The 24,806-nt window shown below is 62.8% G+C and carries 25 protein-coding genes and 2 riboswitches; of the genes, 13 read left to right on the forward strand and 12 right to left on the reverse strand.

Going from position 1 to position 24,806, the window contains the following annotated elements; genetic code table 11:
- The first annotated feature begins 115 nt into the window (after positions 1 to 115).
- Positions 116 to 2,176 carry an acetate--CoA ligase family protein gene (locus VWZ87_RS14205; RefSeq protein WP_416534403.1) on the forward strand — a complete coding sequence of 687 codons (2,061 nt, stop codon included), beginning with the start codon at positions 116 to 118 and terminating at the stop codon, positions 2,174 to 2,176.
- Positions 2,169 to 2,954 (forward strand): carnitinyl-CoA dehydratase, encoded by a 786-nt coding sequence (locus tag VWZ87_RS14210; protein WP_416534404.1) that lies wholly within the window; start codon positions 2,169 to 2,171, stop codon positions 2,952 to 2,954. The genes VWZ87_RS14205 and VWZ87_RS14210 overlap by 8 nt, the downstream gene beginning before the upstream one ends.
- A gap of 187 nt (positions 2,955 to 3,141) precedes the next feature.
- On the opposite strand, the gene VWZ87_RS14215 is transcribed toward VWZ87_RS14210, so the two are convergent.
- Complete coding sequence (locus tag VWZ87_RS14215; protein ID WP_416534405.1) at positions 3,142 to 3,777, reverse strand: class I SAM-dependent DNA methyltransferase; 636 nt, start codon at positions 3,775 to 3,777, stop codon at positions 3,142 to 3,144.
- Positions 3,778 to 3,850: 73 nt separating this feature from the next.
- On the opposite strand from VWZ87_RS14215, the gene VWZ87_RS14220 reads away from it, so the two are divergent.
- On the forward strand, positions 3,851 to 4,738 hold the full coding sequence (locus VWZ87_RS14220) for an SDR family oxidoreductase (protein ID WP_416534406.1): 888 nt from the start codon (positions 3,851 to 3,853) through the stop codon (positions 4,736 to 4,738).
- On the opposite strand, the gene dxs is transcribed toward VWZ87_RS14220, so the two are convergent.
- The 6 genes from dxs to VWZ87_RS14250 form a co-directional block, all read right to left on the reverse strand.
- Positions 4,735 to 6,663 carry a 1-deoxy-D-xylulose-5-phosphate synthase gene (gene dxs, locus VWZ87_RS14225; RefSeq protein WP_340547016.1) on the reverse strand — a complete coding sequence of 643 codons (1,929 nt, stop codon included), beginning with the start codon at positions 6,661 to 6,663 and terminating at the stop codon, positions 4,735 to 4,737. The genes VWZ87_RS14220 and dxs overlap by 4 nt on opposite strands.
- A 59-nt stretch (positions 6,664 to 6,722) precedes the next feature.
- Entirely contained in the window at positions 6,723 to 7,607 is an 885-nt protein-coding gene (locus VWZ87_RS14230) for a polyprenyl synthetase family protein (RefSeq protein WP_340547015.1), read from the reverse strand.
- Between the two features lie 3 nt (positions 7,608 to 7,610).
- Positions 7,611 to 7,868, reverse strand: a complete 258-nt coding sequence (locus VWZ87_RS14235; protein WP_061050169.1) for an exodeoxyribonuclease VII small subunit — start codon at positions 7,866 to 7,868, stop codon at positions 7,611 to 7,613.
- The gene (locus tag VWZ87_RS14240) at positions 7,865 to 8,791 is read right to left on the reverse strand and encodes a histone deacetylase family protein (protein WP_416534407.1); all 927 of its coding nucleotides are present in this window, start codon (positions 8,789 to 8,791) and stop codon (positions 7,865 to 7,867) included. Before VWZ87_RS14240 ends, VWZ87_RS14235 begins: the two co-directional genes overlap by 4 nt.
- A 79-nt stretch (positions 8,792 to 8,870) precedes the next feature.
- Positions 8,871 to 9,572, reverse strand: a complete 702-nt coding sequence (locus VWZ87_RS14245) for a response regulator (RefSeq protein WP_260102750.1) — start codon at positions 9,570 to 9,572, stop codon at positions 8,871 to 8,873.
- Positions 9,569 to 10,081 carry a MarR family winged helix-turn-helix transcriptional regulator gene (locus tag VWZ87_RS14250; RefSeq protein ID WP_260102749.1) on the reverse strand — a complete coding sequence of 171 codons (513 nt, stop codon included), beginning with the start codon at positions 10,079 to 10,081 and terminating at the stop codon, positions 9,569 to 9,571. Before VWZ87_RS14250 ends, VWZ87_RS14245 begins: the two co-directional genes overlap by 4 nt.
- Before the next feature lie 159 nt (positions 10,082 to 10,240).
- Here VWZ87_RS14250 and VWZ87_RS14255 point away from each other — a divergent pair, with 159 nt between their 5' ends.
- The gene (locus tag VWZ87_RS14255; protein WP_260102748.1) at positions 10,241 to 11,107 is read left to right on the forward strand and encodes a branched-chain amino acid aminotransferase; all 867 of its coding nucleotides are present in this window, start codon (positions 10,241 to 10,243) and stop codon (positions 11,105 to 11,107) included.
- 107 nt (positions 11,108 to 11,214) lie between these two features.
- Here VWZ87_RS14255 and VWZ87_RS14260 read toward each other — a convergent pair whose 3' ends face one another.
- A complete protein-coding gene (locus VWZ87_RS14260; protein WP_340547013.1) occupies positions 11,215 to 11,643 on the reverse strand; it encodes an organic hydroperoxide resistance protein in 429 nt (142 codons plus the stop codon).
- 119 nt (positions 11,644 to 11,762) lie between these two features.
- Here VWZ87_RS14260 and VWZ87_RS14265 point away from each other — a divergent pair, with 119 nt between their 5' ends.
- Complete coding sequence (locus VWZ87_RS14265) at positions 11,763 to 12,209, forward strand: MarR family winged helix-turn-helix transcriptional regulator (RefSeq protein WP_416534408.1); 447 nt, start codon at positions 11,763 to 11,765, stop codon at positions 12,207 to 12,209.
- Between the two features lie 9 nt (positions 12,210 to 12,218).
- On the opposite strand, the gene VWZ87_RS14270 is transcribed toward VWZ87_RS14265, so the two are convergent.
- Complete coding sequence (locus VWZ87_RS14270) at positions 12,219 to 13,154, reverse strand: DMT family transporter (RefSeq protein ID WP_340547011.1); 936 nt, start codon at positions 13,152 to 13,154, stop codon at positions 12,219 to 12,221.
- 116 nt (positions 13,155 to 13,270) lie between these two features.
- Between VWZ87_RS14270 and VWZ87_RS14275 the strand changes: the two genes are divergently transcribed.
- Complete coding sequence (locus tag VWZ87_RS14275; RefSeq protein WP_416534409.1) at positions 13,271 to 14,773, forward strand: malonate--CoA ligase; 1,503 nt, start codon at positions 13,271 to 13,273, stop codon at positions 14,771 to 14,773.
- A gap of 54 nt (positions 14,774 to 14,827) precedes the next feature.
- Here the strand turns inward: VWZ87_RS14275 and aroC are convergent, their stop codons facing one another.
- Positions 14,828 to 15,934, reverse strand: coding sequence for a chorismate synthase (gene aroC, locus VWZ87_RS14280; protein WP_416534410.1), 1,107 nt, complete (start codon positions 15,932 to 15,934; stop codon positions 14,828 to 14,830).
- 280 nt (positions 15,935 to 16,214) lie between these two features.
- Positions 16,215 to 16,307: riboswitch (TPP riboswitch) on the forward strand.
- Positions 16,308 to 16,350: 43 nt separating this feature from the next.
- Here aroC and thiB point away from each other — a divergent pair.
- Genes thiB through VWZ87_RS14295 form a run of 3 tightly spaced genes read left to right on the forward strand, consistent with a single transcriptional unit; the run spans position 16,351 to position 19,539 of the window.
- Positions 16,351 to 17,328 carry a thiamine ABC transporter substrate binding subunit gene (gene thiB / locus VWZ87_RS14285; protein ID WP_416534411.1) on the forward strand — a complete coding sequence of 326 codons (978 nt, stop codon included), beginning with the start codon at positions 16,351 to 16,353 and terminating at the stop codon, positions 17,326 to 17,328.
- The gene (locus tag VWZ87_RS14290) at positions 17,304 to 18,860 is read left to right on the forward strand and encodes a thiamine/thiamine pyrophosphate ABC transporter permease ThiP (RefSeq protein WP_416534412.1); all 1,557 of its coding nucleotides are present in this window, start codon (positions 17,304 to 17,306) and stop codon (positions 18,858 to 18,860) included. Before thiB ends, VWZ87_RS14290 begins: the two co-directional genes overlap by 25 nt.
- Entirely contained in the window at positions 18,847 to 19,539 is a 693-nt protein-coding gene (locus tag VWZ87_RS14295) for an ATP-binding cassette domain-containing protein (protein ID WP_416534413.1), read from the forward strand. The genes VWZ87_RS14290 and VWZ87_RS14295 overlap by 14 nt, the downstream gene beginning before the upstream one ends.
- 50 nt (positions 19,540 to 19,589) lie before the next feature.
- On the opposite strand, the gene VWZ87_RS14300 is transcribed toward VWZ87_RS14295, so the two are convergent.
- Positions 19,590 to 20,027, reverse strand: a complete 438-nt coding sequence (locus tag VWZ87_RS14300; RefSeq protein ID WP_416534414.1) for a 6,7-dimethyl-8-ribityllumazine synthase — start codon at positions 20,025 to 20,027, stop codon at positions 19,590 to 19,592.
- Positions 20,028 to 20,106: 79 nt separating this feature from the next.
- Positions 20,107 to 20,314: riboswitch (FMN riboswitch) on the reverse strand.
- Positions 20,315 to 20,484: 170 nt separating this feature from the next.
- Between VWZ87_RS14300 and VWZ87_RS14305 the strand changes: the two genes are divergently transcribed.
- The 4 genes from VWZ87_RS14305 to VWZ87_RS14320 all read left to right on the forward strand — a co-directional run bounded on the left by VWZ87_RS14305 (position 20,485) and on the right by VWZ87_RS14320 (position 24,029).
- A complete protein-coding gene (locus tag VWZ87_RS14305; RefSeq protein ID WP_416534415.1) occupies positions 20,485 to 21,087 on the forward strand; it encodes a glutathione S-transferase in 603 nt (200 codons plus the stop codon).
- Positions 21,088 to 21,312: 225 nt separating this feature from the next.
- Positions 21,313 to 21,873: a ubiquinol-cytochrome c reductase iron-sulfur subunit gene (petA, locus tag VWZ87_RS14310; protein WP_340547003.1), complete on the forward strand. Its 561-nt coding sequence runs from the start codon at positions 21,313 to 21,315 to the stop codon at positions 21,871 to 21,873.
- A gap of 11 nt (positions 21,874 to 21,884) precedes the next feature.
- Complete coding sequence (gene petB, locus VWZ87_RS14315) at positions 21,885 to 23,219, forward strand: cytochrome b (RefSeq protein ID WP_340547002.1); 1,335 nt, start codon at positions 21,885 to 21,887, stop codon at positions 23,217 to 23,219.
- 18 nt (positions 23,220 to 23,237) lie between these two features.
- Positions 23,238 to 24,029 (forward strand): cytochrome c1, encoded by a 792-nt coding sequence (locus tag VWZ87_RS14320; RefSeq protein WP_340547001.1) that lies wholly within the window; start codon positions 23,238 to 23,240, stop codon positions 24,027 to 24,029.
- 147 nt (positions 24,030 to 24,176) lie between these two features.
- On the opposite strand, the gene VWZ87_RS14325 is transcribed toward VWZ87_RS14320, so the two are convergent.
- Complete coding sequence (locus VWZ87_RS14325; RefSeq protein ID WP_416534416.1) at positions 24,177 to 24,698, reverse strand: chloramphenicol phosphotransferase CPT family protein; 522 nt, start codon at positions 24,696 to 24,698, stop codon at positions 24,177 to 24,179.
- Positions 24,699 to 24,806 lie beyond the last annotated feature (108 nt).

The following is a 24,806-nucleotide window of genomic DNA, read 5'->3' on the forward strand; positions in this document are numbered from 1 at the left end:
CCTGTACCGCCTGTCGAGGCTCGTCGAGTCTGGTTAATGAAACCCTACCCATCTTCTGGCTCCAAATATCCTCGCCGAAGGCATCGGGGCCTCTGTTCAGGCGGGAGCCGTGGCAATGATACATGACTTCAGCACTTTGTTTCGGCCCTCTTCCATCGCGGTGATCGGTGGCGGTGCCTGGTGCCGTCAGGTGATCGAACAATTGCAGAAGATCGGGTTTTCCGGTCAGATCTGGCCGGTGCATCCGAAGGCTGCGGAGGTCTGCGGCTTGACGGCGTTTGCATCGGTGGATGATCTGCCCGCCGCGCCCGATGCCAGCTTTATCGGCGTCAACAGACACGCCACCGTCGAAGCGGTGGCGGCGCTCTCTCGCCGGGGGGCTGGGGGGGCGGTCTGTTTTGCCTCCGGTTTTCGCGAGGCCCAGAGGGAGGCCGGTGATGGGGCCGACCTGCAGAACCATCTTTTGCAAGCGGCGGGAGAGATGCCCATCCTCGGCCCTAACTGCTATGGGTTCATCAACTATCTGGATCAGGTATTGCTATGGCCGGATCAGCACGGTGGCGTGCCGGTGGAGCGCGGCGTGGCAATCCTCACCCAGAGCTCCAATATCGCGATCAATCTGACCATGCAGGCGCGTGGGCTGCCGATTGCTTATGTGGTTACCGTTGGCAATCAGGCGCAATGCGATATCGCACAGATCGCGCGCGGCCTGCTGGAGGATCCGCGCGTAACCGCCATTGGCCTGCATATCGAAGGTGTCCGCGACTTGCGTGCCTTTGAATTGCTGGCGCATCAGACGGCCGCCTGTGGAAAACCGATCGTGGCGCTGAAGGTCGGACGCTCGGATCAGGCGCAGGCGGCGACGCTGTCCCATACGGCGTCGCTTGCCGGTCAGGAGGCCGGTGCCGATGCGCTGTTGCGGCGCTGTGGTGTGGCACGGGTGGATGATTTGCCGGTATTTCTGGAAACGCTGAAGGTTCTGCATGTGCTTGGCCCGCGTGCCGGATGCCGGGTTGCGACGATCAGCTGCTCCGGGGGGGAAGCGAGCCTTGCTGCCGATCTCGGGCAGGCGCAGTCTGTGGTCTTTCCGCCGTTGTCCGACGGCCAGCATCAGGCGCTGCGCGCAGCCCTAGGCCCGATGGTCGCGCTGGCCAATCCTCTGGACTACCATACCTATATCTGGCGCGATGTGCCTGCGATGACACGTGCGTTCAGCGCCATGGTGCATCCTGATCTGGATATGGTGATGCTCATCGTGGATTTCCCACGAGCAGACCGGTGTTCGGCCGAAGACTGGGCCTGCACGGTTGAGGCCGCAATAGCAACGCGGGCGCAAACCGGTGCGCCAATGGCCATGGTCGCCAGTTTGCCGGAACTGATGCCCGAAGAGACCGCGCAGCGGCTTCTGGCGGCGGGCGTGGTGCCACTCTGCGGCCTGCGAGAGGCCATGGGCGCGGCGGCGGCGGCCAGTCGTATCGCGGTGCCATCTGATTTGCCCCTGGCCCTTCCAGGTCCGGACTCAGGGGATGGCGACGCCAGTTTGATCCCCGAAGGCCTCGCGAAACAGCGTCTTGCGGCGGCCGGTCTGCGGGTTCCCCGAAGCCACAGGCTAAGCCGTGATGCGCTGGCAGAGAGCCTGCATGACATCGTGTCTGGGGTGGGGTTTCCGCTGGTGCTGAAGGGAGAAGGTTTCGCGCATAAGAGCGAGGCCGGGGCAGTGCGGTTGAACCTCCACTCGCCTGAGGCGGTCATGGAGGCGGCGCAGGAGATTGGCGCGGAACAATTGCTGCTGGAGGAGATGATCACCGGGACCGTGGCCGAGCTGCTGGTGGGCGTCATCAGGGATCCCGCCCATGGGTTCGTGCTGACGCTGGGTGCCGGTGGGGTGCTGAGCGAAGTGTTGCAGGACAGCCTGTCGCTGTTGCTGCCGGTGCATGAGGACATGCTGGAAGAGGCGCTGGATCAGCTGCGCATTGCCCCGCTGCTTAACGGGTATCGCGGCGGCCCTGCGGCGGATCGTGCCGCAATTCTGCGCGCGATCCGCGCGGTTGAAGGCTATGTGCTTGCCCATCTGGACAGGCTGGAAGAACTTGAAATCAATCCGCTGATCTGTACGACCAGCGATGCCATAGCAGCGGATGCACTGCTGCGAGAGAGGGAAACCACCGATGACTGACACCCCCATTCGGACCCGCCGCGATGGCGCCATTCTTGAGATCACGCTGGACCGTCCAAAGGCCAACGCCATTGATCTGAAAACCAGCGTGGCCATGGGCGAGGTGTTTCGGGATTTTCGCGATGACCCCGACCTGCGCGTGGCAATTGTGACCGGGGGAGGCGAGAAATTCTTCTGCCCCGGCTGGGATCTGAAGGCCGCCGCCGACGGAGATGCGGTGGATGGCGACTATGGTGTCGGCGGCTTTGGAGGCCTGCAGGAGCTGCGCGATATGAACAAGCCGGTGATTGCGGCGGTCAATGGCATCGCCTGTGGCGGTGGTCTGGAATTGGCGCTGTCGGCGGATATGATTCTGGCCGCAGATCACGCGACATTTGCCCTGCCAGAGATCCGGTCGGGCACGGTGGCCGATGCCGCATCAATCAAATTGCCTAAGCGCATTCCCTATCACATTGCCATGGAACTCCTGCTGACCGGACGCTGGTTTGACGCCGAGGAGGCGCACCGCTGGGGGCTGGTGAACGAAATCCTGACTTCAGATCAGCTGATGGATCGGGCCTGGGAGCTGGCGCGGCTGCTCGCCTCCGGCCCGCCATTGGTCTATGCCGCGATCAAGGAGATTGTCCGCGACGCCGAGGATGCGAAGTTTCAGGATGCGATGAACCGGATCACCAAACGCCAGCTGCGCAGCGTTGATATTCTCTATGACAGCGAGGACCAGATGGAGGGCGCGCGCGCCTTTTCTGAGAAACGCGATCCGGTGTGGAAGGGCAGATAAGGCGCCGATGCGGCAGATGACCCCGCTGTTGTCCTGCGATTAACCTTAGCGCAGCCTAGACCCGGTGGGCGCTATTAAGTGTGGCCCCCGGCCCACAGCGAACGTCAGCATAGCTGTGTCGCATCGGAGCCTGCATAGCCTCAGCGCTGCGCTTTGAGAGAGATGCGCTGCACAATGCAGGCTGCTCCTAGACCTTGGTAAACACCGCAATCAGCGCCTTGTCCGTGCTGTGGGCGCCGGTGGCTTTGGGACCGTAAATGGCCACCTCCGGCAGGGTCAGCCCACGGATCCAGCCGCCCTTCTCAAGACGTTCGAGAGCCGCAGCAAAGCCGCAGCGGGCGGAAAATCGGGCATTGATGGCAAGCGCAAACACCGACCTCGGTCGAGCAAGGCGCAGGATACCCGGCAGAACCTCTGGTCCGACATGGCCGTGGGTGAAGGTTCCAGAGGAGACGACACCGGCATATGTGCCGCGTGGCACCGGGACGCCGGTGGTCAGATCCGCTTCGATGATATCGCGGTAGACATCCTTGCGCAGTGCCTGTGCCAGCATTTCAGGGCTGATATCGGTCGCATCTATCGGAGCAATGCCCTGCCGCTCCAGCGCGACGCCGCAGAGCCCGGTTCCTGCGCCGACATCCAGAACAGGGCCGCGCCCGTCGGCCGCAGCGAACAGGCGGGCCACCTGATCCGGCAGGATGTAATCCGATCCTGCGGCAAAGCTGCTGTCGTAGCTCTCGGCCCAATCGGCATAGAGCTGCCGGGAGTGCTGCGGCGTCTCCAGCCCGTAGGCGGCGGCCAGCGTGATCTGTTTTTGCGCCATGGCCACAGGAAATGCGGTTTTGACGCTTGAATCAAGTCTTGCACCCGCACAGGCTCGCGCGCATCTATGGCACATGACAAAAACGCTTCTCTGTCTTGGCCTTGGCTATTCCGCCCGCGCATTGGTCCCGCAGCTGCTTCGGGCCGGTTGGCGGGTCATAGGCACCACCCGATCCGCCGAGGATGCGGAACCTCTTGCAGGCGTTGAACTGATCACCTGGCCCGGTGCCCCCCTCTCGCTGGATGGGGTGACGCATATCCTGTCGTCCATCGGGCCGACCACTGACGGCGATCCTGTGCTGAACGAACTGGCCGGTGCTCTGGCAGAGGCGGCGCAGGGCGATACCCTGGAATGGGTGGGGTATCTCTCCACCACTGCTGTCTATGGCGACCATGATGGCGCCTGGGTGGATGAGGACACAGCCGTCACCCCTTCCAGCCAGCGTGGCCGCTGGCGTGCCGCGGCTGAGACAGGCTGGCAGGCCATCCCCGATCTGCCGCTTCATATCTTTCGCCTCGCTGGGATCTACGGCCCCGGACGCGGCCCCTTTGCCAAGCTGATGGCCGGAAAGGCACGCCGTATCGTGAAACCCGGTCAGGTGTTCTCGCGCATCCATGTGGACGATATCGCACAGGTTATCGCCGCTTCCATCGCACAGCCTGATCCCGGTGCGATCTACAACCTCTGTGATGATGATCCGGCCCCGCCACAGGATGTGCTGGGCTTTGCCGCCGAGTTGCTGGGCCTGCCGATCCCTGCCGAAGTCCCCTTCGATGAGGCCGGTATGACCCCGATGGCGCGCAGTTTCTATGGCGAGAACAAGCGCGTCAGAAACCAGCGTATCAAGGATGATCTGGGGGTGGAGCTGCTTTACCCCACCTATCGAGAGGGCCTGCGCGCGGTCCGCGCCGCCGAGGACCTCGAGACCTTCGTCCCGCCGCAGGAAACGACGGGGGTTTAGGCCCGCTTCTCGCCGATCGTTGCCACACCCAGAACCTCCAGCACCTTGGCCTCGATCTGCGGTGCGTTCATCGCCGCCACCTCATACATATCCGCGGGGCTGGCCTGGTCGATGAAGGTGTCGGGCAACACCATGGAACGGAACTTCAGCCCGCTGTCAAAGACGCCTTCCTCGGCCAGAAGCTGCGCCACATGGGAGCCGAAACCGCCCACTGCGCCTTCTTCGATGGTGATCAGCGCCTCGTGATCAGCGGCCAGCTGCAGGATCATGTCGCGGTCCAGCGGCTTGGCAAAACGTGCATCCGCAATTGTCGGGGTGATGCCTCTGGCGGCAAGCGCCTCGGCGGCCTTTTTCACCTCACCCAGCCGGGTGCCAAAGGACAGGATCGCCACGCGTTTGCCCGCTTGGATCATCCGGCCCTTGCCGATCTCCAGCACCTCCGGCACCTCGGGCATATCAACACCTTCGCCCTCACCGCGGGGGTAGCGGAAGGCAATCGGGCCGTCATCATAGGCGGCAGCGGTGGCTGTCATATGGGCCAGCTCGGCCTCATCAGCGGCGGCCATCACCACCATGCCCGGCAGGTTGGCCATATAGGCAATGTCGAAACTGCCCGCATGGGTCGCCCCGTCCGCACCGACCAGACCGGCGCGGTCGATGGCAAAGCGTACGGGCAGGCGCTGGATCGCCACGTCATGCACCACCTGATCATAACCGCGCTGCAAAAACGTGGAATACATCGCGCAGAAGGGCTTCATCCCGCCGGCGGCCAGCGCGGCGGCAAAGGTCACGCCGTGCTGCTCGGCTATGCCGACGTCAAAGCAGCGCGAAGGGTAGCGTTCGGCCATCAGGCTCAATCCGGTGCCATCGGGCATCGCCGCCGTGACGGCGCAGATCTTGTCATCCTCAGCCGCCAGCCGCACCAGCTCCTTGCCAAAGACCGAGGTATAGGAGGGCGCGTTGGAGGGCGCTTTCTTCTGTTCGCCGGTCACCATGTCGAATTTTGCGGTGGCGTGGCCCTTGTCGCGGGCGCGTTCCGCCGGGGCATAACCTTTGCCCTTCTTCGTCAGCACATGGATCAGGATCGGACCGGTGGCGCGCGCCTTCACGGTGCGCAGGACCGGCAACAGCTGGTCCATATCGTGACCATCAATCGGCCCAAGGTAAGAAAAGCCCAGGCTTTCAAACAAGGTGCCGCCCACCGCCATGCCCTTCAGCATATCCTTGGCGCGCTTGGCGCCCTCGCGGAAGGGTTCGGGCAGCAGGGATGCGGCCCCCTTTGCCACCGCTTTCAGTTCCTGAAAGGGTTCTTCGGCATATAGGCGCGACAGATAGGACGACAGCGCGCCAACCGGCGGCGCAATCGACATTTCATTGTCGTTCAGAATGACAATCAGCCGCTTGCCCAGATGGCCTGCGTTGTTCATCGCCTCAAACGCCATGCCGGCCGACATCGACCCATCGCCGATGACGGCAATTGCATCGCCGCTGCCTTCGGGAATGACACCGCCCAGATCCCGTGCCACGGCAAAACCAAGCGCGGCGCTGATCGAGGTGGAGCTATGGGCCGCGCCAAAGGGATCAAAGGGCGATTCCGAACGTTTGGTGAAACCGCTCAGCCCGTCCTTCATCCGCAATGTGCGAATGCGGTCGCGGCGACCAGTCAGGATTTTATGCGGATAGCACTGGTGCGAGACGTCCCAGATGATCTTGTCGCGGGGCGTGTCAAACACCGCATGAAGCGCGGTGGTCAGCTCGACAACACCCAGACCTGCGCCCAGATGGCCACCGGTGACGGAAACGGCGGAAATGGTTTCCTGTCGCAGTTCCTGTGCGACCTGCGTCAGCTGTGCATCGCTCAAGGATTTCAGATCCGCCGGGCGGGTGATCTGATCCAGAAGAGGGGTCTGGGGCCGGTCTGACATGGCAGCTCCTTGAGCGTTTGGCGGGCGTTTGGCTCTGACGAGGCGCGGTCTCTTGCGGCTCAGCTATCGCGCGAGATAACGAAGCGCGCGGTTTCCTTCAAGGTTTCGGCGGCATGACCATAGGGGGTCAGCGCCTCACAGGCCTGTTCCATCAGGGTTCTGGCGCGATCCTTCGCCGCGTCCAGCCCCAGAAGAGACACAAACGTGGCCTTGCCCGCTTCCGCATCCTTGCGCACGGCCTTGCCCACCTTGGCAGCATCGCCTTCCACATCCAAAATGTCATCGGCAATCTGAAAAGCAAGGCCAAGCGCATCGGCATAGCGTCGCAGCGGGCTGTCATCCGCCCCGGCCATGACCGCGCCAGCGGTCGCGGACCAGGCAATCAGGCAGCCGGTCTTGCGGTTCTGCAACTGGGTGATCTGATCCAGATCCAGCGGCCGCGCAGCGGTTTCAGCAGCGATATCCAGCATCTGACCGGAGACCATACCATCCTTGCCGGAGGATTGCGCCAGCCCGCGGATCAGGGTCAGCGCATGGGGTCCGATCTTGGGATCGGCAAGCAGCTCAAACGCAAATGTCTGTAAACTGTCCCCGGCCAGAACCGCCATCGCCTCATCCCATTTCCTGTGAACGGTGGGCTGGCCCCGGCGCAGATCATCGTCATCCATGCAGGGCAGATCGTCATGCACCAGCGAATAGGCGTGAATACATTCGATCGCCAGCGCCGCTTCAAGCGCGGCCTGTTCGGCAACCCCATGCAGGCGCGCGCTTTCCAGAACCAGAAACCCGCGCAGCATCTTGCCGCCGGTGATGGCATAGCGCATGGCCGCATGCAGCGGATCATTGCCGCCCAGCCGGGCCTCCATATGGGCGGTGATCCGGGTCTGGGCTTCTTTCAGCGCCTGAGCAAAGGGCCGGCTCTGCGTGTCTGCGGCGGCGCTCATGACTCAGCCGGCATCCAGCGGCTGGGTCCCGGTCGGCGTGCCTGCGGCATCTAGCGTGATTGCCGCCACCTTTTCCTCGGCCCGCTTCAGCTCGTCCTCGCAGCGCTTCTTCAGCGCGGCACCGCGCTCATAAAGCGCAATGGACGCATCCAGCGCCACATCGCCGCGCTCCAGCTGATCCACCACGGTTTCAAGCGCGCGCATCGCCTGCTCAAAACTCAGCTCGTCAACGGGTGTTTCTGGACTGGTGGTGTCGGTCATCTGCCTGCCTCTATCAATTCTTCCACATGGGCTTTGGCCGCTGCGGCCAGCGCGTTCAGATCATATCCACCTTCCAAAGTCGAGACGATACGCCCCACGCAGATCTCCGCCGCCAGCGTGCAGAGTTCGCGGCTGAGCCAGCGGAAATCCTCGGTGCTCCAATTGAGTTCGGCCAGCGGATCATCCTGATGCGCGTCAAAGCCGGCGGAGATGACGATCAGCTCCGGCTTGAAGGTCCGCAGCCGCGGAAACACCTGATCGACATAGGCCGACCTCATGTGCACGCCCCCTGATCCGGGTGGCAGCGGCAGGTTCAGGATCTGGCCGTGCGCGCCGTCTTCCTCGGGGCGACCGGATCCCGGCCAGAGCGGCATCTGCTGGCTTGAGATGAACAGCGCCCGCGGCTCGTCCCACAACAAATCCTGCGTGCCATTGCCGTGATGCACGTCGAAATCCACCACCGCCACACGCGCCAGCCCATGGTGATCCAGCGCATGTTTGGCCGCCAGTGCGGCATTGCCAAAGAAGCAGAACCCCATCGCGGTCTCTGTCTCGGCATGGTGGCCGGGCGGGCGCACCGCGGCAAAGGCGTTCTGAACCTCGCCCGTCAGGACCATATCGACCGCGCGTACAGCTGCCCCCGCCGCGCGAAACGCCGCATCCAGCGATCCGGGCGACAGGAATGTATCGCCATCAATGCGACCAAACCCCTCCTGCGGCAGGCTGCGGCGCAGCTCCTCCAGATAGCTCTTTGGGTGAATGCGCAGGATATCGTCTTCCGCCGCCATTGGCGCGGTGACCCTGTGCAGGTCCAGCCCCGCCAGCGCATGCAGCACATGCTCCAGCCTCGCCACCCTCTCGGGATGGCCCTCGGGCGTCACATGCAGCAGGCAATCTGCGTGGGTTAACAAAGCGGTCGCCATGGCGCGTCCTTTTCTTCTGGCCGGAAATATCCCCGCCGGAGGCATGAAATCGCCGCGCAGCGGCTCCGGAACTCTGGGCCTAATCCGGTGCCAGCATATATCCTGCGCCGCGCACCGTCTGCAGATATTGCGGCTGCTTCGGGTTGGGCTCGATCTTGCGCCGCAGCCGGGTGATCTGCACATCCACGGCGCGTTCCTGCGCCTGACCACGGTCGCGGCCCAGATCCTCGACCAGTTTGGTGCGGCTCACCGGCTCGCCCGGACAGGCGGAGAAGATCTTCATCAGCTGGTTTTCGGTGCCGGTCAGTCGGATCAACTCCTCACCCTGCCACATCTCGCCGCGCTCAATATCATAGCGGATCGGTCCCAGATGCAGCACTTTGGGCGCGGCATCCTGGGCCGTGGGCTCAGGCATCCGCCGCAGGATTGCATTGATCCGCAACAACAGTTCTTTTGGCTCGAACGGTTTGGACAGATAGTCATCCGCGCCAGCTTCCAGCCCCTCGATCCGGTCATCCGTTTCGCCCTTGGCGGTCAGCAGCAGGATCGGGGTGCTCAGGGTTTCGCGCAGCGACCGGGTGAGCGAGACCCCATCCTCACCCGGCATCATCACATCCAAGACGATCAGGTCGAAATCCAGCCCCGACAATACCCGCCGCGCATGAGCGGCATCGCGGGCGGCGGTGACCAGAAACCCGGCGCGCATCAGGAACTTCTTCAGCAGGCCGCGAATGCGCTCATCATCATCGACAATCAGCAGATGGGAATCGAACCGGGTCATGTGCCACTCTCCCGCAGCTTGGCATAGGCGCGCCGCATGTCGGCGTCCATCATCGCTTCCAGCACGCGCTTGAAGCCCTGCACCGCTTCCGGGCCGGCATCCTTGTAGGCGGTGCGCATCCGGGCGCGCTGCGCATCCGAAAGCTTGGCCTCCAGCGCACGCCCCTTGTCGGTCAGAAACAGATGCCGCTCGCGCTTGTCGGTGACCCCGACCCGGCTTTCCACCAGACCATCACCGATCAGGGCCCGCAGCACCCGGTTCAGCGACTGTTTGGTCACCCCCAGAATGCTCAGCAGATTATTGACCGTCGTGCCCGGTGCTCGATTGATAAAATGGATCGCCCGGTGATGTGCCCGACCATAGGCCATCTCAGCCAGAATACGATCCGGGTCTGCGGTAAATCCGCGATAGGCAAAGAACATCGCCTCAATGCCCTGCCGCAACTGCTCATCCGTCAGAAACAGCAGGCTTTCGCCGCCAAATCCCTGCCCCGGTCGCCCTTCTGCCATGGGTCTCTCCCCTGTTGTGTTGAGGCCATTTTAAGTCAGCGTTGTTGACATTCCAAGTCTGAAGATGTATCGAATCGCAGGTTTAGCGCAACATTATGTCCGAACCGGTCATATAATGCGCAACTTCTGGAAATTGGGCGAGGCATTAGGAGGTGCGCCATGGCGGGTTATGATGATCGGGACGGTTTGATCTGGATGGACGGGGAAATGGTCGACTGGCGCGATGCCAAGGTCCATATCCTCAGCCACGCGATGCATTATGCCTCCTCCGTCTTCGAGGGTGAGCGCGCCTATAATGGCAAGATCTTCAAGAGCCGCGAGCATTCGGAGCGTCTGGTCGCCAGCGCAGAAGCGCTGGATATGCCGATGCCCTATACCGTGGATCAGATCGAAGCCGCGAAGCAGGAAACCCTGAAAGCCAGCGGATTGCAGGATGCCTATGTGCGGGCCGTTGTCTGGCGCGGCTCGGGCGAAGACATGGGTGTCGCTTCGGCGAAGAACCCGGTGCGCATGGCCATCGCGGTCTGGGGCTGGGGCGCCTATTATGGCGATGCCAAGATGCAGGGCGCCAAACTGGATATCGCGGAATGGAAACGACCAAGCCCGGAAACCATCCCGGTCCACGCCAAGGCGGCAGGTCTCTACATGATCTGCACCATCTCCAAGCACAAGGCCGAGGCCAAGGGCTGCTCGGATGCGTTGTTCATGGATTACCGTGGCTATGTGGCGGAGGCGACCGGCGCCAATATCTTCTTCGTGAAGGATGGCGAAGTGCATACGCCGAAACCTGACTGTTTCCTGAACGGCATCACCCGACAGACCGTAATCGGTATGCTGAAGGATCGCGGTATCACCGTGCATGAGCGCCACATCATGCCGGAGGAACTGGACGGGTTCGAACAGTGCTGGCTGACCGGCACCGCCGCCGAAGTCACCCCGGTTGGCCAGATCGGTCCGCACAGCTTCGAGGTGGGCGAGATGACACGTGAGATCGCCAAAGCCTATGAGGAGCTGGTGCGCAGCTGACCCTGCGCCCGGAACGCCAGATCGCTGTTAAAATGCAAAAGCGCGGGGAAAACCCCGCGCTTTTTCCGTATCAGCCCCCTTTGGGGGCCGTGGGCATGGTGCCGGGATCAGACCAGCTCGGTGGTGACGGTTACATTGCCGCGCACCGCGTTGGAGTAGGGGCAGATCTTGTGGCCTGCCTCGGTCACCGCCTTTGCCTCCTCGGGGGAGAGGCCGGGCAGAGCCACCTTCAGTGCGACGGTGAGACCAAAGCCGCCTTCGTCGCGCGGGCCAATGCCGACCTCGGCGTGGACCGACACGTCATTCGGTACCTTGGCGAGGCTGTCGTCCTGAGTGGTCGCGAATTTCATCGCGCCGATGTAGCAGGCCGCATAGCCGGCAGCGAACAGCTGCTCGGGGTTGCTGCCCTTGCCGCCGCCACCCATTTCCTTGGGCGGATCCAGATCAAAGCTGAGGTCGCTGTCGTGGATGCTGGCTTTGCCATCGCGGCCACCGGTTGCGGTTGCTGCGGCTGTGTAGACGGGAGAAACACTCATGATGGGATCCTTTCCTGTATCACTGTCGAAGTAAATTACATCGTGTGCGATATAAATGGGTCCTCCGGCGCAAAGGTCAAGTCCTTGAAGAAGGATCGTGCACGATTTAAATTGTACCCATGACCGATACGCCAACATCACCCATACCAGATACGCCGGATCTCCTGTGCTTTGCGATTTATTCGGCAAACCACGCGCTGACCCGGCTCTATCGCCCGTTGCTGGCGCCGCTGGGGCTGACCTATCCTCAGTATCTGGTGTTGATCTCGCTTTATCACACCGATGGGCAGACCGTCGGCGCGTTGGGCCAGCAGCTGGACCTGGAAACCAACACGCTGACACCACTGTTGAAGAGGATGGAGGCTGCGGGGCTGCTGGCACGTGTGGCCAACCCCGAGGATGATCGCAGCCGTCTGGTGCAGCTTACAGCGCGGGGGCGGGATCTGGCGGAGAACGCAGGCGAGATCACCTCCTGTATCCTGAAGGAACTGGGGGGCGACCTGCAGGATCTGCTGGACCTGCGGGACCGCATCAACGGGTTGCGCGCCCGTCTGGAGGCGGACTAGCCGCCAGCCTCAACCCTTGGGATCGGTAACCGACCGCGCCTTGCCGCGTTCCAAGCCCAGCCGGCTCTCGCGCCAGATCACCAGCACATTGCCCGCGATCACCAGCCCGGCACCGATCAGCATCACCAGCGTCGGCAGCTCATTGAACCAGATATAGCCCAGCAGAATGGCAAACAGCATCGAGGAATAATCGTAGGGCGCCAGCATCGACGCCGGGGCAAACCGATACGAGGAGGTGACCAGAATCTGCGCCACCCCGCCAACCAGCCCGGCGCCGATCAGCAGCGCCAGCGTAACGGGGTCAGGCCAGACCCAGCCAAAGGGCAACGTGCATAGCGACAGGATCGAGGCGGTCAGCGAGAAGTAGAACACGATGGCGGCCGTATGTTCCGTCATCACCATACGGCGGATATGGATCTGTACCAGCCCGCGCGCCACCGTCGCGATCAGGATCAGGATGGCCCCCAGGGTCGCGGTATCGCCCAGATCTCCGCCCCCCAGTCGCGGCCAGAGCATCACCAGAACACCGATCAGACCGATGATCACCGCGCTGATCCGGATCAGCCGGATCCGCTCCCCAAGCAGAAGTGCGGCCAGAATCAGCGTGAAGATCGGCGTTGCATAACCAATCGCGGTGACTTCGGGCAGTGGCAGCATCCCCAGCCCCATGAAGGTCATCCCCATCGCCGTCGTTCCCAGGATGCCACGCAGGAAATGCCCTCCGGGCCGCGATGTTTTCAAACCACGCGGCAGCTGGCCGCGCAGGGTCAGCCAGATCAGGATCACCGGAATGGCAAAAAACGATCGGAAGAACACCGCCTCACCCGCGGGCACCACATCCGATGTCGCCTTGATGATCGCCGACAGCCCGGTGAACAGGGCAATGGCCGCCAGTTTCAGCGCAATGGCACGGCCCGGTTGATGCGATGTTAAGGATGTCACCATGCGCAGACCCTGCGCCTGCGGATCAAAAAGTGCAACGGGTTGATTTTACCACCCGGCTTTGTCCAAGGTCGCGCAGGGTCATGAAACCCAACCGCACCGCCGCAAGGAGCCCCTGAATGTATGACGCAAATCCCCTGATCCACCATCTGCGCGCCGCCTCTCTTGGTCGCGAGGATGCCGTATTCGCCACCCGTCCCGGTGCCGATCCGCTGCGCTATGGGGATCTCTTCGCCGGGGCTGAGCGTATGGCGGCGGCGCTTGTTTCACGTGGAGTCCAGCCGGGGGATCGTGTCGCGGCGCAGGTGGAGAAATCCCTTGCCGCGATTGAGCTGTATCTGGGCACGGTGATGGCCGGGGCGGTGTTTCTGCCGCTTAACCCTGCCTATACCGATGCGGAGGTGGCCTATTTCATCGGTGATGCAACGCCGCGCGTCTTTGTCTGCGATCCGGCGCGGCGTGAGAGTTTGCGCGCGGTCGCGGGAGAGGCAGCCGTGCTGACGCTGGATGGCGAGGGGCAGGGCAGCCTTGTGGAGCTGGCAGCGGGGCAGGCCGGGTTCGATCCGGTGGCGCGGACCCCATCGGATCTGGCGGCGATCCTCTACACATCCGGCACCACGGGCCGGTCAAAGGGGGCGATGCTCAGCCATGAAAACCTCTATTCCAATTCACTGACCCTGCGGGATCACTGGCGCTTCACCGCTGAGGATGTGCTGATTCATGCGCTGCCGATATTCCACACGCACGGGCTGTTCGTGGCGACCAATGTGGCGCTTCTGGCGGGGGCGCAGGTGGTGTTTCTGCCCCGGTTCGATGCCGAGTCCATTCTTGCAGCTCTGCCGACATCGACCGCGCTGATGGGGGTGCCGACCTTCTATACGCGGCTGTTGGCGCAGGCGCAGCTGACCCCGGATCTGGCGGCCAATATGCGCCTGTTCATTTCCGGCTCGGCGCCGCTCCTGGTGGAGACCCACGAACAGTGGGAGGCGCGCACAGGTCATCGCATTCTGGAACGCTATGGGATGACGGAAACCAATATGAGCACCTCAAACCCCTATGATGGCGCACGCATCGCAGGCACTGTCGGCCAACCGCTGCCGGGGGTGGAGGCGCGGGTGATGCTGGAGGGACAGGAGCTGCCGCAGGGCGAAATCGGCGTGCTGGAAGTGCGCGGTCCGAATGTGTTCCAGGGTTACTGGCAGATGCCGGAGAAAACCGCCGAGGAACTGCGCCCGGATGGCTGGTTCATCACCGGCGATCTCGCGAAGATTGACGACAGCGGCTATGTCACCATCGTCGGCCGGGAAAAGGATCTGGTGATCTCCGGTGGCTTCAACGTCTACCCAAAGGAGGTTGAGACCCTGATCGACGATCTGCCGGGGGTGTTGGAAAGTGCGGTGATCGGCGTGCCGCATCCCGATTTCGGCGAGGCAGTGGTGGCGGTGGTGGTTCCGACAGAGGAAGGCACCGATGCTGCGGCCATTCAGGCGGCTTTGTCCGGGCAGCTGGCAAAGTTCAAACAGCCCAAACATGTCGCGCTGATGCAGGAGCTGCCGCGCAACACGATGGGCAAGGTACAGAAGAAAGCGCTGCGCGAGCGCTTTGCCGGGCTTTTCACCTGATTTGGCCGTCACCCCCGTCTCGCGTCTGATCTTGGCGGCGAGACGGAGACAGGATCAGCCACCGATGTGGCCCTGGTTTTCCCCCACCTGACCGCGATGCAGCAGCAGGTGATCGAGGATCACACAGGCCATCATCGCCTCCGCCACCGGCACCGCACGGATGCCGACGCAGGGGTCATGGCGGCCCTTGGTGATGACCTCGGCGGCGCTGCCATCCTTGCGGATCGACTGGCGCGGCGTCAGGATTGATGACGTGGGTTTCACCGCAAACCGGACGACAACATCCTGCCCGGTGGAAATCCCGCCCAGAATGCCGCCGGAATGGTTCGACGAATAGATCGGCTGACCATCATTGCCGAGGAAGATCTCATCGGCGTTTTCCGAGCCCTTCAGACGCGCGGCGTTCATGCCTTCGCCGATCTCGACGGCTTTGACAGCGTTGATCGACATCATTGCGGCGGCCAGATCGGTGTCCAGCTTGCCATAGATCGGCGCGCCAATGCCTGCGGGTACGCCACGGGCGACAACCTCAATCACCGCGCCAACTGAATCGTGTTCCTTGCGCAGCCCCTGAAGGTAGTCTTCCCAGTCCTGCACTGCGCCCGCATCTGGGATCCAGAAGTCATTCTGGTCGATGGCGTCCCAGTCGAACCGGCTGCGGTCGATCTCCATCTCGCCCATGCGGGTCATGTAGCCTTTGATCTCCAGCCCTTGCACCAGAGATTTGATCGCCTCCCGAGCAACACCGCCAGCGGCCACGCGGGCCGCCGTTTCGCGGGCTGAAGACCGGCCACCGCCGCGATAGTCGCGGTTGCCGTATTTCTGAAAATAGGTGATGTCGGCATGGCCCGGGCGGAAGGTCTGGGCGATATCGCCATAGTCCTTGGAGCGCTGATCGGTGTTTTCGATCATCAGCTGGATCGGTGTGCCTGTCGATTTGCCCTCGAACACACCGGAGAGGATTTTCACCGCATCGGGTTCGTTGCGCTGGGTCATGTTCTTGTTCTGACCGGGGCGGCGTTTGTCGAGCCACTGCTGCAGCATCCCGGCGTCGACCGGGACATTGGGGGGGCAGCCGTCAACCGTCGCACCCAGAGCGGGTCCGTGGCTTTCGCCCCAGGTGGTGACGCGGAACAGATGGCCAAAGCTGTTGATCGACATGGGCGCGGTCTCCTTTGCGAAAGTGCTTAGCGGGGGTGGGCGGCACCCTCAAGGGGTTTCCTGTTTCGCAGCGCAGGGCGGGGGCGCTGCCCCCGCCGTCCATAGGGCGGCTCCCCCGGGATATTTCCGGCCAGAAGATGGGGTGGGTTAACCTTGCAGAAAGGACAGCCAGACTCCCCCAATGTTTCGCGTGCGAAACAATTGGTCAGCCTTGCTGTCATTCTAGTGAGGGGTGCGGGCCCGCTATCGCTTGTCTTTCAGCTGTCCGGCCCCTAGGGTGCGCGCCACCTCGGGGTGCGTCATCGACGCTGAGATCACACCCGTAGAACCTGAACCGGCTAGAACCGGCGGAGGGAAGGTATGGAATGGCTCCACCCTTGCCCCACGTCGCATTGGAGGCCGCATTGGAGGATGCCATGAAACATCTTGTACTTGCAGCGGGACTGCTGGGCGCAACGGCAGCCTATGCCGAAACGCCTGAACTTATTGTCTACACCTACGACAGCTTTGTCTCTGACTGGGGTCCCGGGCCTGCGGTGGAGAAAGCCTTTGAGGCGACCTGCGGCTGTGACCTGAAACTGGTCGGCGCAGGTGACGGCGCGGCGCTGCTCGCACGGGTGAAGCTGGAAGGGGCGCGGTCCGATGCGGATGTGGTGCTGGGGCTCGACACCAATCTGACCGCAGCGGCGAAGGCGACCGGTCTTTTTGCCGAGCACAGCATCAGCGCCGATTATGCACTGCCGTTCGAGTGGGAAGACACCACCTTTGCGCCCTATGACTGGGGGTATTTTGCCTTTGTGCATAATGCGGATGCCACGGCACCGAAGAGTTTTACCGAGCTGGCTGAGAGCGATCTGAAGATCGTGATTCAGGATCCGCGTTCCTCCACCCCCGGCCTTGGCCTCTTGATGTGGGTGAAGGCTGCCTATGGCGACAAGGCCCCCGAGGTCTGGGAGGGGCTGGCCGACAATGTGCTGACCGTGACCAAGGGCTGGTCGGAGGCCTATGGGCTGTTCCTGGAGGGCGAGGCGGATATGGTGCTCTCCTATACCACCTCGCCTGCCTATCACCTGATCGCCGAGGATGACGCCAGCAAGGCGGCGGCGGTCTTCGATGAAGGTCACTACATGCAGGTTGAGGTTGCCGGCAAGCTGGCGGCCAGCGACCAGCCGGAACTGGCGGATCAGTTCCTGGCCTTCATGGTCAGCGATGCGTTCCAGTCAATCATTCCGACCACCAACTGGATGTATCCGGCGGTGACGCCGACAGCTGGCCTGCCGCAGGGGTTTGAGACCCTCGTTGCGCCGGAGAAATCGCTGTTGCTGGGTGCAGAGGAAGCGGCGGCGCTGCGTGATGCGGCGCTGGAAGAATGGCTGACCGCGCTCAGCCGCTGAGATCCCGCTGGGGTCTGGGCGTCGCGGCCCTGGTCGCGACGTTCATCCTTGGGGCCTTGGCAGCTGTTATCCTGCGGGCCGAGGTCGGGCGCGGTCTTGGGGTCGCCGATTGGGCCGCGATCCGCTTTACCATCTGGCAGGCGGTTCTGTCGGCGGTTGTGAGCGTGACGCTGGCGGTGCCGGTGGCGCGCGCGCTGGCGCGGCGACGGTTTCGCGGGCGGCGGCTGCTGATCGCCCTGATGGGGGCGCCGTTCATCCTGCCGGTGATTGTTGCGATCCTTGGCATTCTGGCGGTGTTTGGCCGGTCGGGCTGGTTGAGCGATCTGCTGGGGGTTTTCGGGCTTGGACCGCTGCAGATCTATGGTTTGCACGGCGTTGTGCTGGCTCATGTGTTTTTCAATCTGCCGCTGGCGACACGGCTGATCCTGCAAGGCTGGCAGGAAATCCCGGCGGAGCGCTTTCGCCTTGCGGCGCAGCTCAATGCCGGACCATTGGCAATGTGGCGGCTGCTGGAGGCACCGATGCTGCGGCAGGTGGTGCCCGGTGCGCTGGCGGTGGTCTTTGCGATCTGCCTGTCCAGCTTTGCGGTGGCGCTGACGCTGGGAGGCGGACCACGTGCCACCACCATCGAACTGGCGATTTATCAGGCGTTCCGCTTCGACTTCGATCTGGGGCGGGCGGCGATGCTGTCGGGTGTTCAGCTGTTGCTGACCGGGGCGGCGGCGCTGGTGGCGCTTCGCGTTGCCAGCGGCGAAGGATTCGGAGCCGGGCTGGACCGGCCCGTGCGGCGCTGGGATGGCGAGGGGCGCTGGGCGCGGGGGCTGGATGCGATCTATCTGTCGGGGGCGGCGCTGTTCCTGGTGTTGCCGCTGAGCGCCATCGTCATCGCGGGGCTGCCGGGGCTTCTGTCGATGGGGGCGTCGGTCTGGATGGCGGCGGCGACGTCGGCGTTGATTGCCGGGCTGAGTACGCTGGTTCTGCTGCTGATCGCCCTGCCGATGGCAATTGCCGTGGCGCTGGGCCGGGGGGCGGTGGTGGAGGTTGCCGGGCTGCTTGGTCTGGCGGTGTCACCGCTTGTGATCGGCACCGGGCTGTTTATTCTGATCTACCCGGTTGCCGATCCCTTTGCGCTGGCGCTGCCGGTCACGGCATTGGTCAATGCGCTGATGGCGCTGCCGTTTGCGCTGCGCATTCTGATCCCCAGAGTGCGCGAGATCCTGGCGCGCTATGGCCGTTTGTCGCTCTCTTTGGACATGCGCGGCGGGGTGTTCCTGCGCCGGGTGCTGTTGCCACGGCTGCGTCCTCAGCTTGGCTTTGCCGCGGGACTGGCGGCTGCGCTGTCGATGGGCGATCTCGGAGTCATTGCGCTGTTTGCCGATTCTGAAACCGCAACGCTACCCTTGCAGGTCTATCGCCTGATGGGAGCTTACCGGATGGAGGCAGCCTCGGGCGGGGCGCTGTTGCTGCTATGCCTGTCGATGGGGGCGTTTTACATATGCGACCGGGGAGGTCGACGTCATGCTGAAACTTGATCACTGCAAAATGGATAACGGCGGCTTTATCGTGCGTGCGGATCTGTCGGTTGCGGCGGGTGAGCGGGTGGCGGTGATCGGTCCCTCCGGCGCGGGCAAGACAACGCTGATCGAGGCGATTGCCGGTTTTGTGCCGATCATCTCAGGGGGGCTATCGTGGCAGGGGCGTGCTTTGACGGATGTGAGACCGGGTGCACGGCCGATTGCGATGTTGTTTCAGGACGGCAATCTGTTTCCGCATCTGAGCGTGGCGCAGAATGTCGCGCTGGGCATTCGCCCGAACCTGCGGCTGAGCCGCGAAGAGCAGGACAGGGTGCGCGCAGCGATTGCCCGGGTCGGACTGGCCGGAATGGAAGAGCGCAAGCCCGCCGCCCTGTCCGGTGGCCAGCAAAGCCGGGTGGCGCTGGGACGGGTGCTGGTGCAGGGTCGCGATCTGCTGCTGCTGGACGAGCCGTTTGCGGCGCTGGGGCCCGCGCTGAAGGCCGAGATGCTGGATCTGGTGGCGGAGCTGGCTCAGGAGACCGGGGCAACGGTTCTGATGGTCAGCCATGACCCGGCGGATGCGCGGCGGATTGCGGATCAGGTGATACTGGTGGCGGATGGCGTGGCGCATCCGCCGATGGCGACGGCGGAGCTACTGGACAATCCGCCGCCGGCGCTGAAGGCCTATCTGGGGTGATCGCTTGGCCGGGCCTGTAGCGGCCCGACCCGCGCTGCGTCGTACCCCGTTTAGGCGCCAAGCGCCTCCTGCCGGGTTCTGACGATCATCAGCGCAGCATTGGCGGCCTCGCGTCCTTTGTCGACAAAATGGGCGCGGTAGATGGCGTTGTGGTGATCGGTTTCCTGATAGTGGTGCGGCGTCAGCGAGACGGACAGGACGGGCACGCCAGTCTCCATGCCTGCCTGCATCAGGCCATCCACCACAGCCGGTGCCACGAAGTCATGGCGGTAGATGCCGCCATCCACCACAAAGGCGGCGCAGGCGATGGCGTCGTATTTTCCGGTCTTGGCGAGATCCTTGGCCAGCAGCGGCATTTCAAAGGCGCCGGGCACATCAAACACGTCGATCTGCTCCGCCGGGATCAGCTGCTGAAAGCCCTCCAATGCGCGATCAACGATGTCGGAATGCCAATGTGCCTTGATGAAGGCAAAGCGGGTGTGTGTCATTGTGGTATCTCCTATAGGTTTGACACGTCACCCAAGGCGATCACGAGTGATGAGGGCACACGTCCCCCGTGGCCCTGTCACACGTTCTCTTTCATCCGGACTATGACCGTCGGCTCTGGAGTTACACCAGATCTGCTGGACATCATTTCCAGTGCGTTCACAGCCCGAAAAGGGGGAACCGGTTGTCGGTTCAAGCTGTGACGGCACTCAAAATGACCGCTCGCGGGCTTACGGGGACATGCCCGCTTACCGCCGGTGGGGAATTTCGCCCCGCCCTGAGAACAGCGCGAACATGGCCGCTCGATATGGCAAAGGCAAGAGGAAGCGTGACCGAAGATGCCGAAGGGGGTGGTCCTGCCGTGAGGCCAGGCTAGAGTGTGCGCAGCCGCGCCCCATGTAAGACATGGTATCATCGTCGTGGATCTGTCTCCAAACCCCGTTCAGAAGGATTTCCGCAATGAAACTCTATCACGCGCCCACCTCCCCCTATGTGCGTAAGGTCATGGTGGTGCTGCATGAAACGGATCAGCTGGCGGATGTCGAGCTGATCCCGGTGGCCACCACGCCGATTGCCCCGGCGAGCGACCTGAAGGCCGCCAACCCGCTGGCCAAGATCCCGGCGCTGGAACGCGCGGAGGGCGCGACGCTGTATGACAGCCGGGTGATCTGCGCCTATCTGGCAGAGCGTGCGGGTGGGGCGCTTTATGAGGGCGGCTGGGACACGCGGGTGCTGGAGGCCACGGCGGATGGCATCATGGAGGCGGCAGTGCTGCTGTCCTATGAAAAGCGCCTGCGCCCCGCGGACAAGCAATGGCCAGAGTGGATCGAAGGGCAGAGCGGCAAGGTGCTGGGCGGCTGCGCGGCGCTGAACGCGCGCTGGATGGCGCATCTGAAAGGATCGCTGCGGATCGGGCAGATCGCTGTGGCCTGTGCATTGTCCTATGTGGATTTCCGGCACCCGGACATGGGCTGGCGCAAGGCGAACGAGGCGCTGGCGGATTGGTTCGCCGAATTCGATTCGCGCCCGTCGATGCAGGCGACGCGACCACCGGAAAGCTGAGATCTGGCGCGGGCGCTCCCCTTGAAATACGGCGTGCCCGCGCAAATATGTGAGGCTGTTTGCAACAGTTGCGCATAATTACTTGCGTGTGCGTCCATCTGCGCGCCTATGACCGCTGGACGAAAGCCCTTCTCCCCGCTAGATACCCGCGATGAGTCACTGCGTTCATTGCGCGGTGTATGCGCATGTTTGCCCTAAACGGGCGCTGGAATTGGAGAAAACCTCGTGTCCCACGCAGAAGACAACGAAGGAACCCGGAGAGATTTCCTCTACTACGCCACTGCCGGCGCCGGGGCAGTGACTGCGGGCGCCGCTATTTGGCCCCTGGTCAACCAGATGAACCCCTCGGCTGACGTTCAGGCTCTGTCCTCGATTATCGTTGACGTGGCAGGTGTGGAAGTCGGGACCCAGATCTCGGTTATGTTCCTTGGCAAGCCGGTGTTCATCCGCCGCCGCACCCAGGAAGAGATCGAAGCGGCACGTGCTGTTGATCTGGCCGACCTGCCCGATCCGGTTGCCCGGAACGTCAACGCCGGCGATGTGCCGGCCACCGACGAAAACCGCACCATGGACGAAGCTGGCGAATGGCTGGTCATGATGGGTGTCTGTACCCACCTCGGCTGTGTGCCGCTGGGTGATGGCGCTGGCGAGTTCAATGGCTGGTTCTGCCCCTGCCACGGGTCGCACTACGACACTGCCGGTCGTATCCGCAAAGGTCCCGCGCCCGAGAACCTGCCGGTTCCGACGGCCGTGTTCCTTGATGAAACTACGATCCAACTGGGATAAGGGAGACATTCATGTCCGGCATTCCGCACGATCATTATGAGCCGAAAACCGGTGGCGAGAAGTGGCTGCACAGCCGCCTGCCCATCGTTGGCCTGATCTATGACACCATTATGATCCCCACGCCCAAGAACCTGAACTGGTTGTGGATTTGGGGTATCGTCCTGGCATTCTGCCTGGTCCTGCAAATCGTCACCGGTATCATCCTGGTGATGCATTACACACCGCATGTCGATCTGGCGTTTGCCTCCGTTGAGCACATCATGCGCAACGTGAACGGCGGCCATATGATCCGCTATCTGCATATGAACGGCGCATCGCTGTTCTTTGTCGCGGTCTACATCCACATTTTCCGGGGTCTCTACTACGGGTCCTACAAGGCACCGCGCGAGATCACATGGATCATCGGCATGCTGATCTACCTGATGATGATGGGCACCGCCTTCATGGGCTATGTTCTGCCCTGGGGTCAGATGTCCTTCTGGGGGGCGACCGTGATCACCGGCCTGTTCGGCGCCATTCCCTTTGTTGGTGAAGCGCTGCAGACATGGCTGCTGGGCGGGCCTGCCGTGGACAACGCCACGCTGAACCGCTTCTTCTCGCTGCACTATCTGCTGCCTTTCGTGATCGCGGCGCTGGTCATCGTGCACATCTGGGCCTTCCACACCACCGGCAACAACAACCCGACCGGTGTTGAAGTGCGTCGTGGCTCCAAGGAAGAAGCCAAGAAAGACACGCTGCCGTTCTGGCCCTATTTCGTGATCAAGGATTTCGTAGGTCTGGCGGTTGTGCTGGTTGTGTTCTGGGCGATCGTCGGCTTCATGCCGAACTACCTGGGCCACCCCGATAACTACATCGAAGCTAACCCGCTGGTGACCCCTGCACACATCGTTCCCGAATGGTACTTCCTGCCGTTCTACGCGATCCTGCGGGCCTTCACCTCGGAAGTCTGGGTTGTGCAGATTGCCTCCTTTGTGACCGGTGGCATCATCGACGCCAAGTTCTTTGGCGTGCTGGCGATGTTTGGTGCGATTGCCGTCATGGCGCTGGCGCCCTGGCTGGACACCAGCCGCGTGCGCTCGGGCCGGTACCGCCCGCAGTTCAAGTGGTGGTTCCTGCTGCTGGTCATCGACTTCTTTGCCCTGATGTGGCTGGGTGCGATGCCTGCGGAAGAACCCTATGCGTCGTTCTCCCTGATCGCTTCGGCCTATTGGTTCGCCTACTTCCTGGTGATCCTGCCGCTGCTGGGCGTCATCGAGAAGCCGCTGGCGATTCCCGAGACCATCGAAGCGGATTTTGATGCCCATTACGGCAAGAAGTCTGGCGCTGACGCCACGCCGGCCGAGTAATTGAGAAGGACAGCAACCATGTTGAAAAAACTAGCCATTGGTGCCGCCTTCGCACTGTCCCTGGCGCCTGCCGCATCCTTTGCGGCGGGAGGCTCGGGCCATGTCGAGGACTATGACTTCTCGTTCGAAGGCCCGTTTGGCACCTACGACACCAACCAGCTGCAGCGCGGTCTGCAGATCTACACCGAAGTCTGCGCAGCCTGTCACGGGCTGAAGCTGGTGCCGCTGCGCACCCTGGCCGATGAAGGTGGCCCGAACCTGCCAGAAGAGCAGGTCCGCGCCTATGCGGCCGAGAACTTCTCGGTTTACGATCCGGTGGAGGATGAAGATCGTCCGGCCAAGCCGACCGATAACTTCCCGGAAAACAACAACGCAGGCGCGCCTGACCTCAGCATGATGGCCAAGGCACGTGCGGGTTTCCACGGCCCCTACGGTCTGGGTCTGAACCAGCTGTTCAAAGGCATGGGCGGTGCGGAATATATTGCGTCACTGCTGGCGGGTTACACCGGTGAGACCAAGGAAGAAGCAGGCACCACCTTCTATGGCAACACTGCCTTCCCTGGTGGCTGGATCTCCATGGCGCCGCCGCTGTCGGATGAGCAGGTTGAGTTCGTCGATGGCCACGCCAACGATGTGGAAGCCATGTCGCAGGACGTCGCGGCCTTCCTGATGTGGACGGCGGAGCCGAAAATGATGGCGCGCAAGCAGGCCGGTTTTGTCGGCGTGCTGTTCCTGACGCTGCTGTCGGTGCTGCTGTATCTCACCAACAAGCGTCTGTGGGCGCCGCACAAAGGCAAGAAAACCAGCTAAGCCGGTTTTCCTGAGCAATTACGAACCCCCGCATGGTGTGACCCTGCGGGGGTTTTTCGTATTGGGGCGCTGCCCCTTTGCCCCGCGGGCATTCACCCCGGAGTATTTCGGGAAAGATGACAGTGGGCGGTGCGTCCTGATGTGCGGCTAGCGGAAAAACCCGGAGGCGGGTAGCGGCTGGTTGATGCGGGTGAGGATGTCGCGCGCAAGCTGTTCGGTGTCGCGGGTGCCGTCGCAGTCCAGATCATACCGCATCCCGGCATGGACATGGGCGGCATCCTGCACGGCGCTGCCCCGCGGCCTGTCACCCCGGCGCTGCTCGCGCTGGTGCAGCGCGGCGAGAGAGGGGCGCAATCCGACGAACAGCATTTGGTGGCCTGCCAGCAGGTCCTGCAATTGGCTGTGCCAGCCGGGTGTGTCGAGGATATGTTCGATGATCAGATCATTACCGGCGTCGGCGAAGCCTGCAACTGCGCGATGGAACCCGTCAAAGAAGGCGGGGCGGGCCGCTTGCCAGTCGGGATAATCGACCTGGCGCCATGCGCCGCTGCCGCGCAGGTGATCAATGGAGAGGTGCAGGAAGGGGCGGGGTGACTGGCGGCGCAGTTCTGCTGCCAGCGTGGATTTGCCGCTGCTGGAGGGGCCGTGAAGGAAGAGGATGAGGCTCATGATCCTGCCATCCTCCGGCATCGGTGCGGGAGGGGCAAGACTGTCTTCGCACTAGGAGTGGCACCCAGAGTGCTGCCTGTGTGCGGATCCAATGCGTCGACGCGCGGC

The sequence above is a fragment of the Phaeobacter sp. JH20_37 genome, from assembly GCF_048056015.1.
Taxonomy (GTDB): Bacteria; Pseudomonadota; Alphaproteobacteria; order Rhodobacterales; family Rhodobacteraceae; genus Phaeobacter; species Phaeobacter bryozoorum.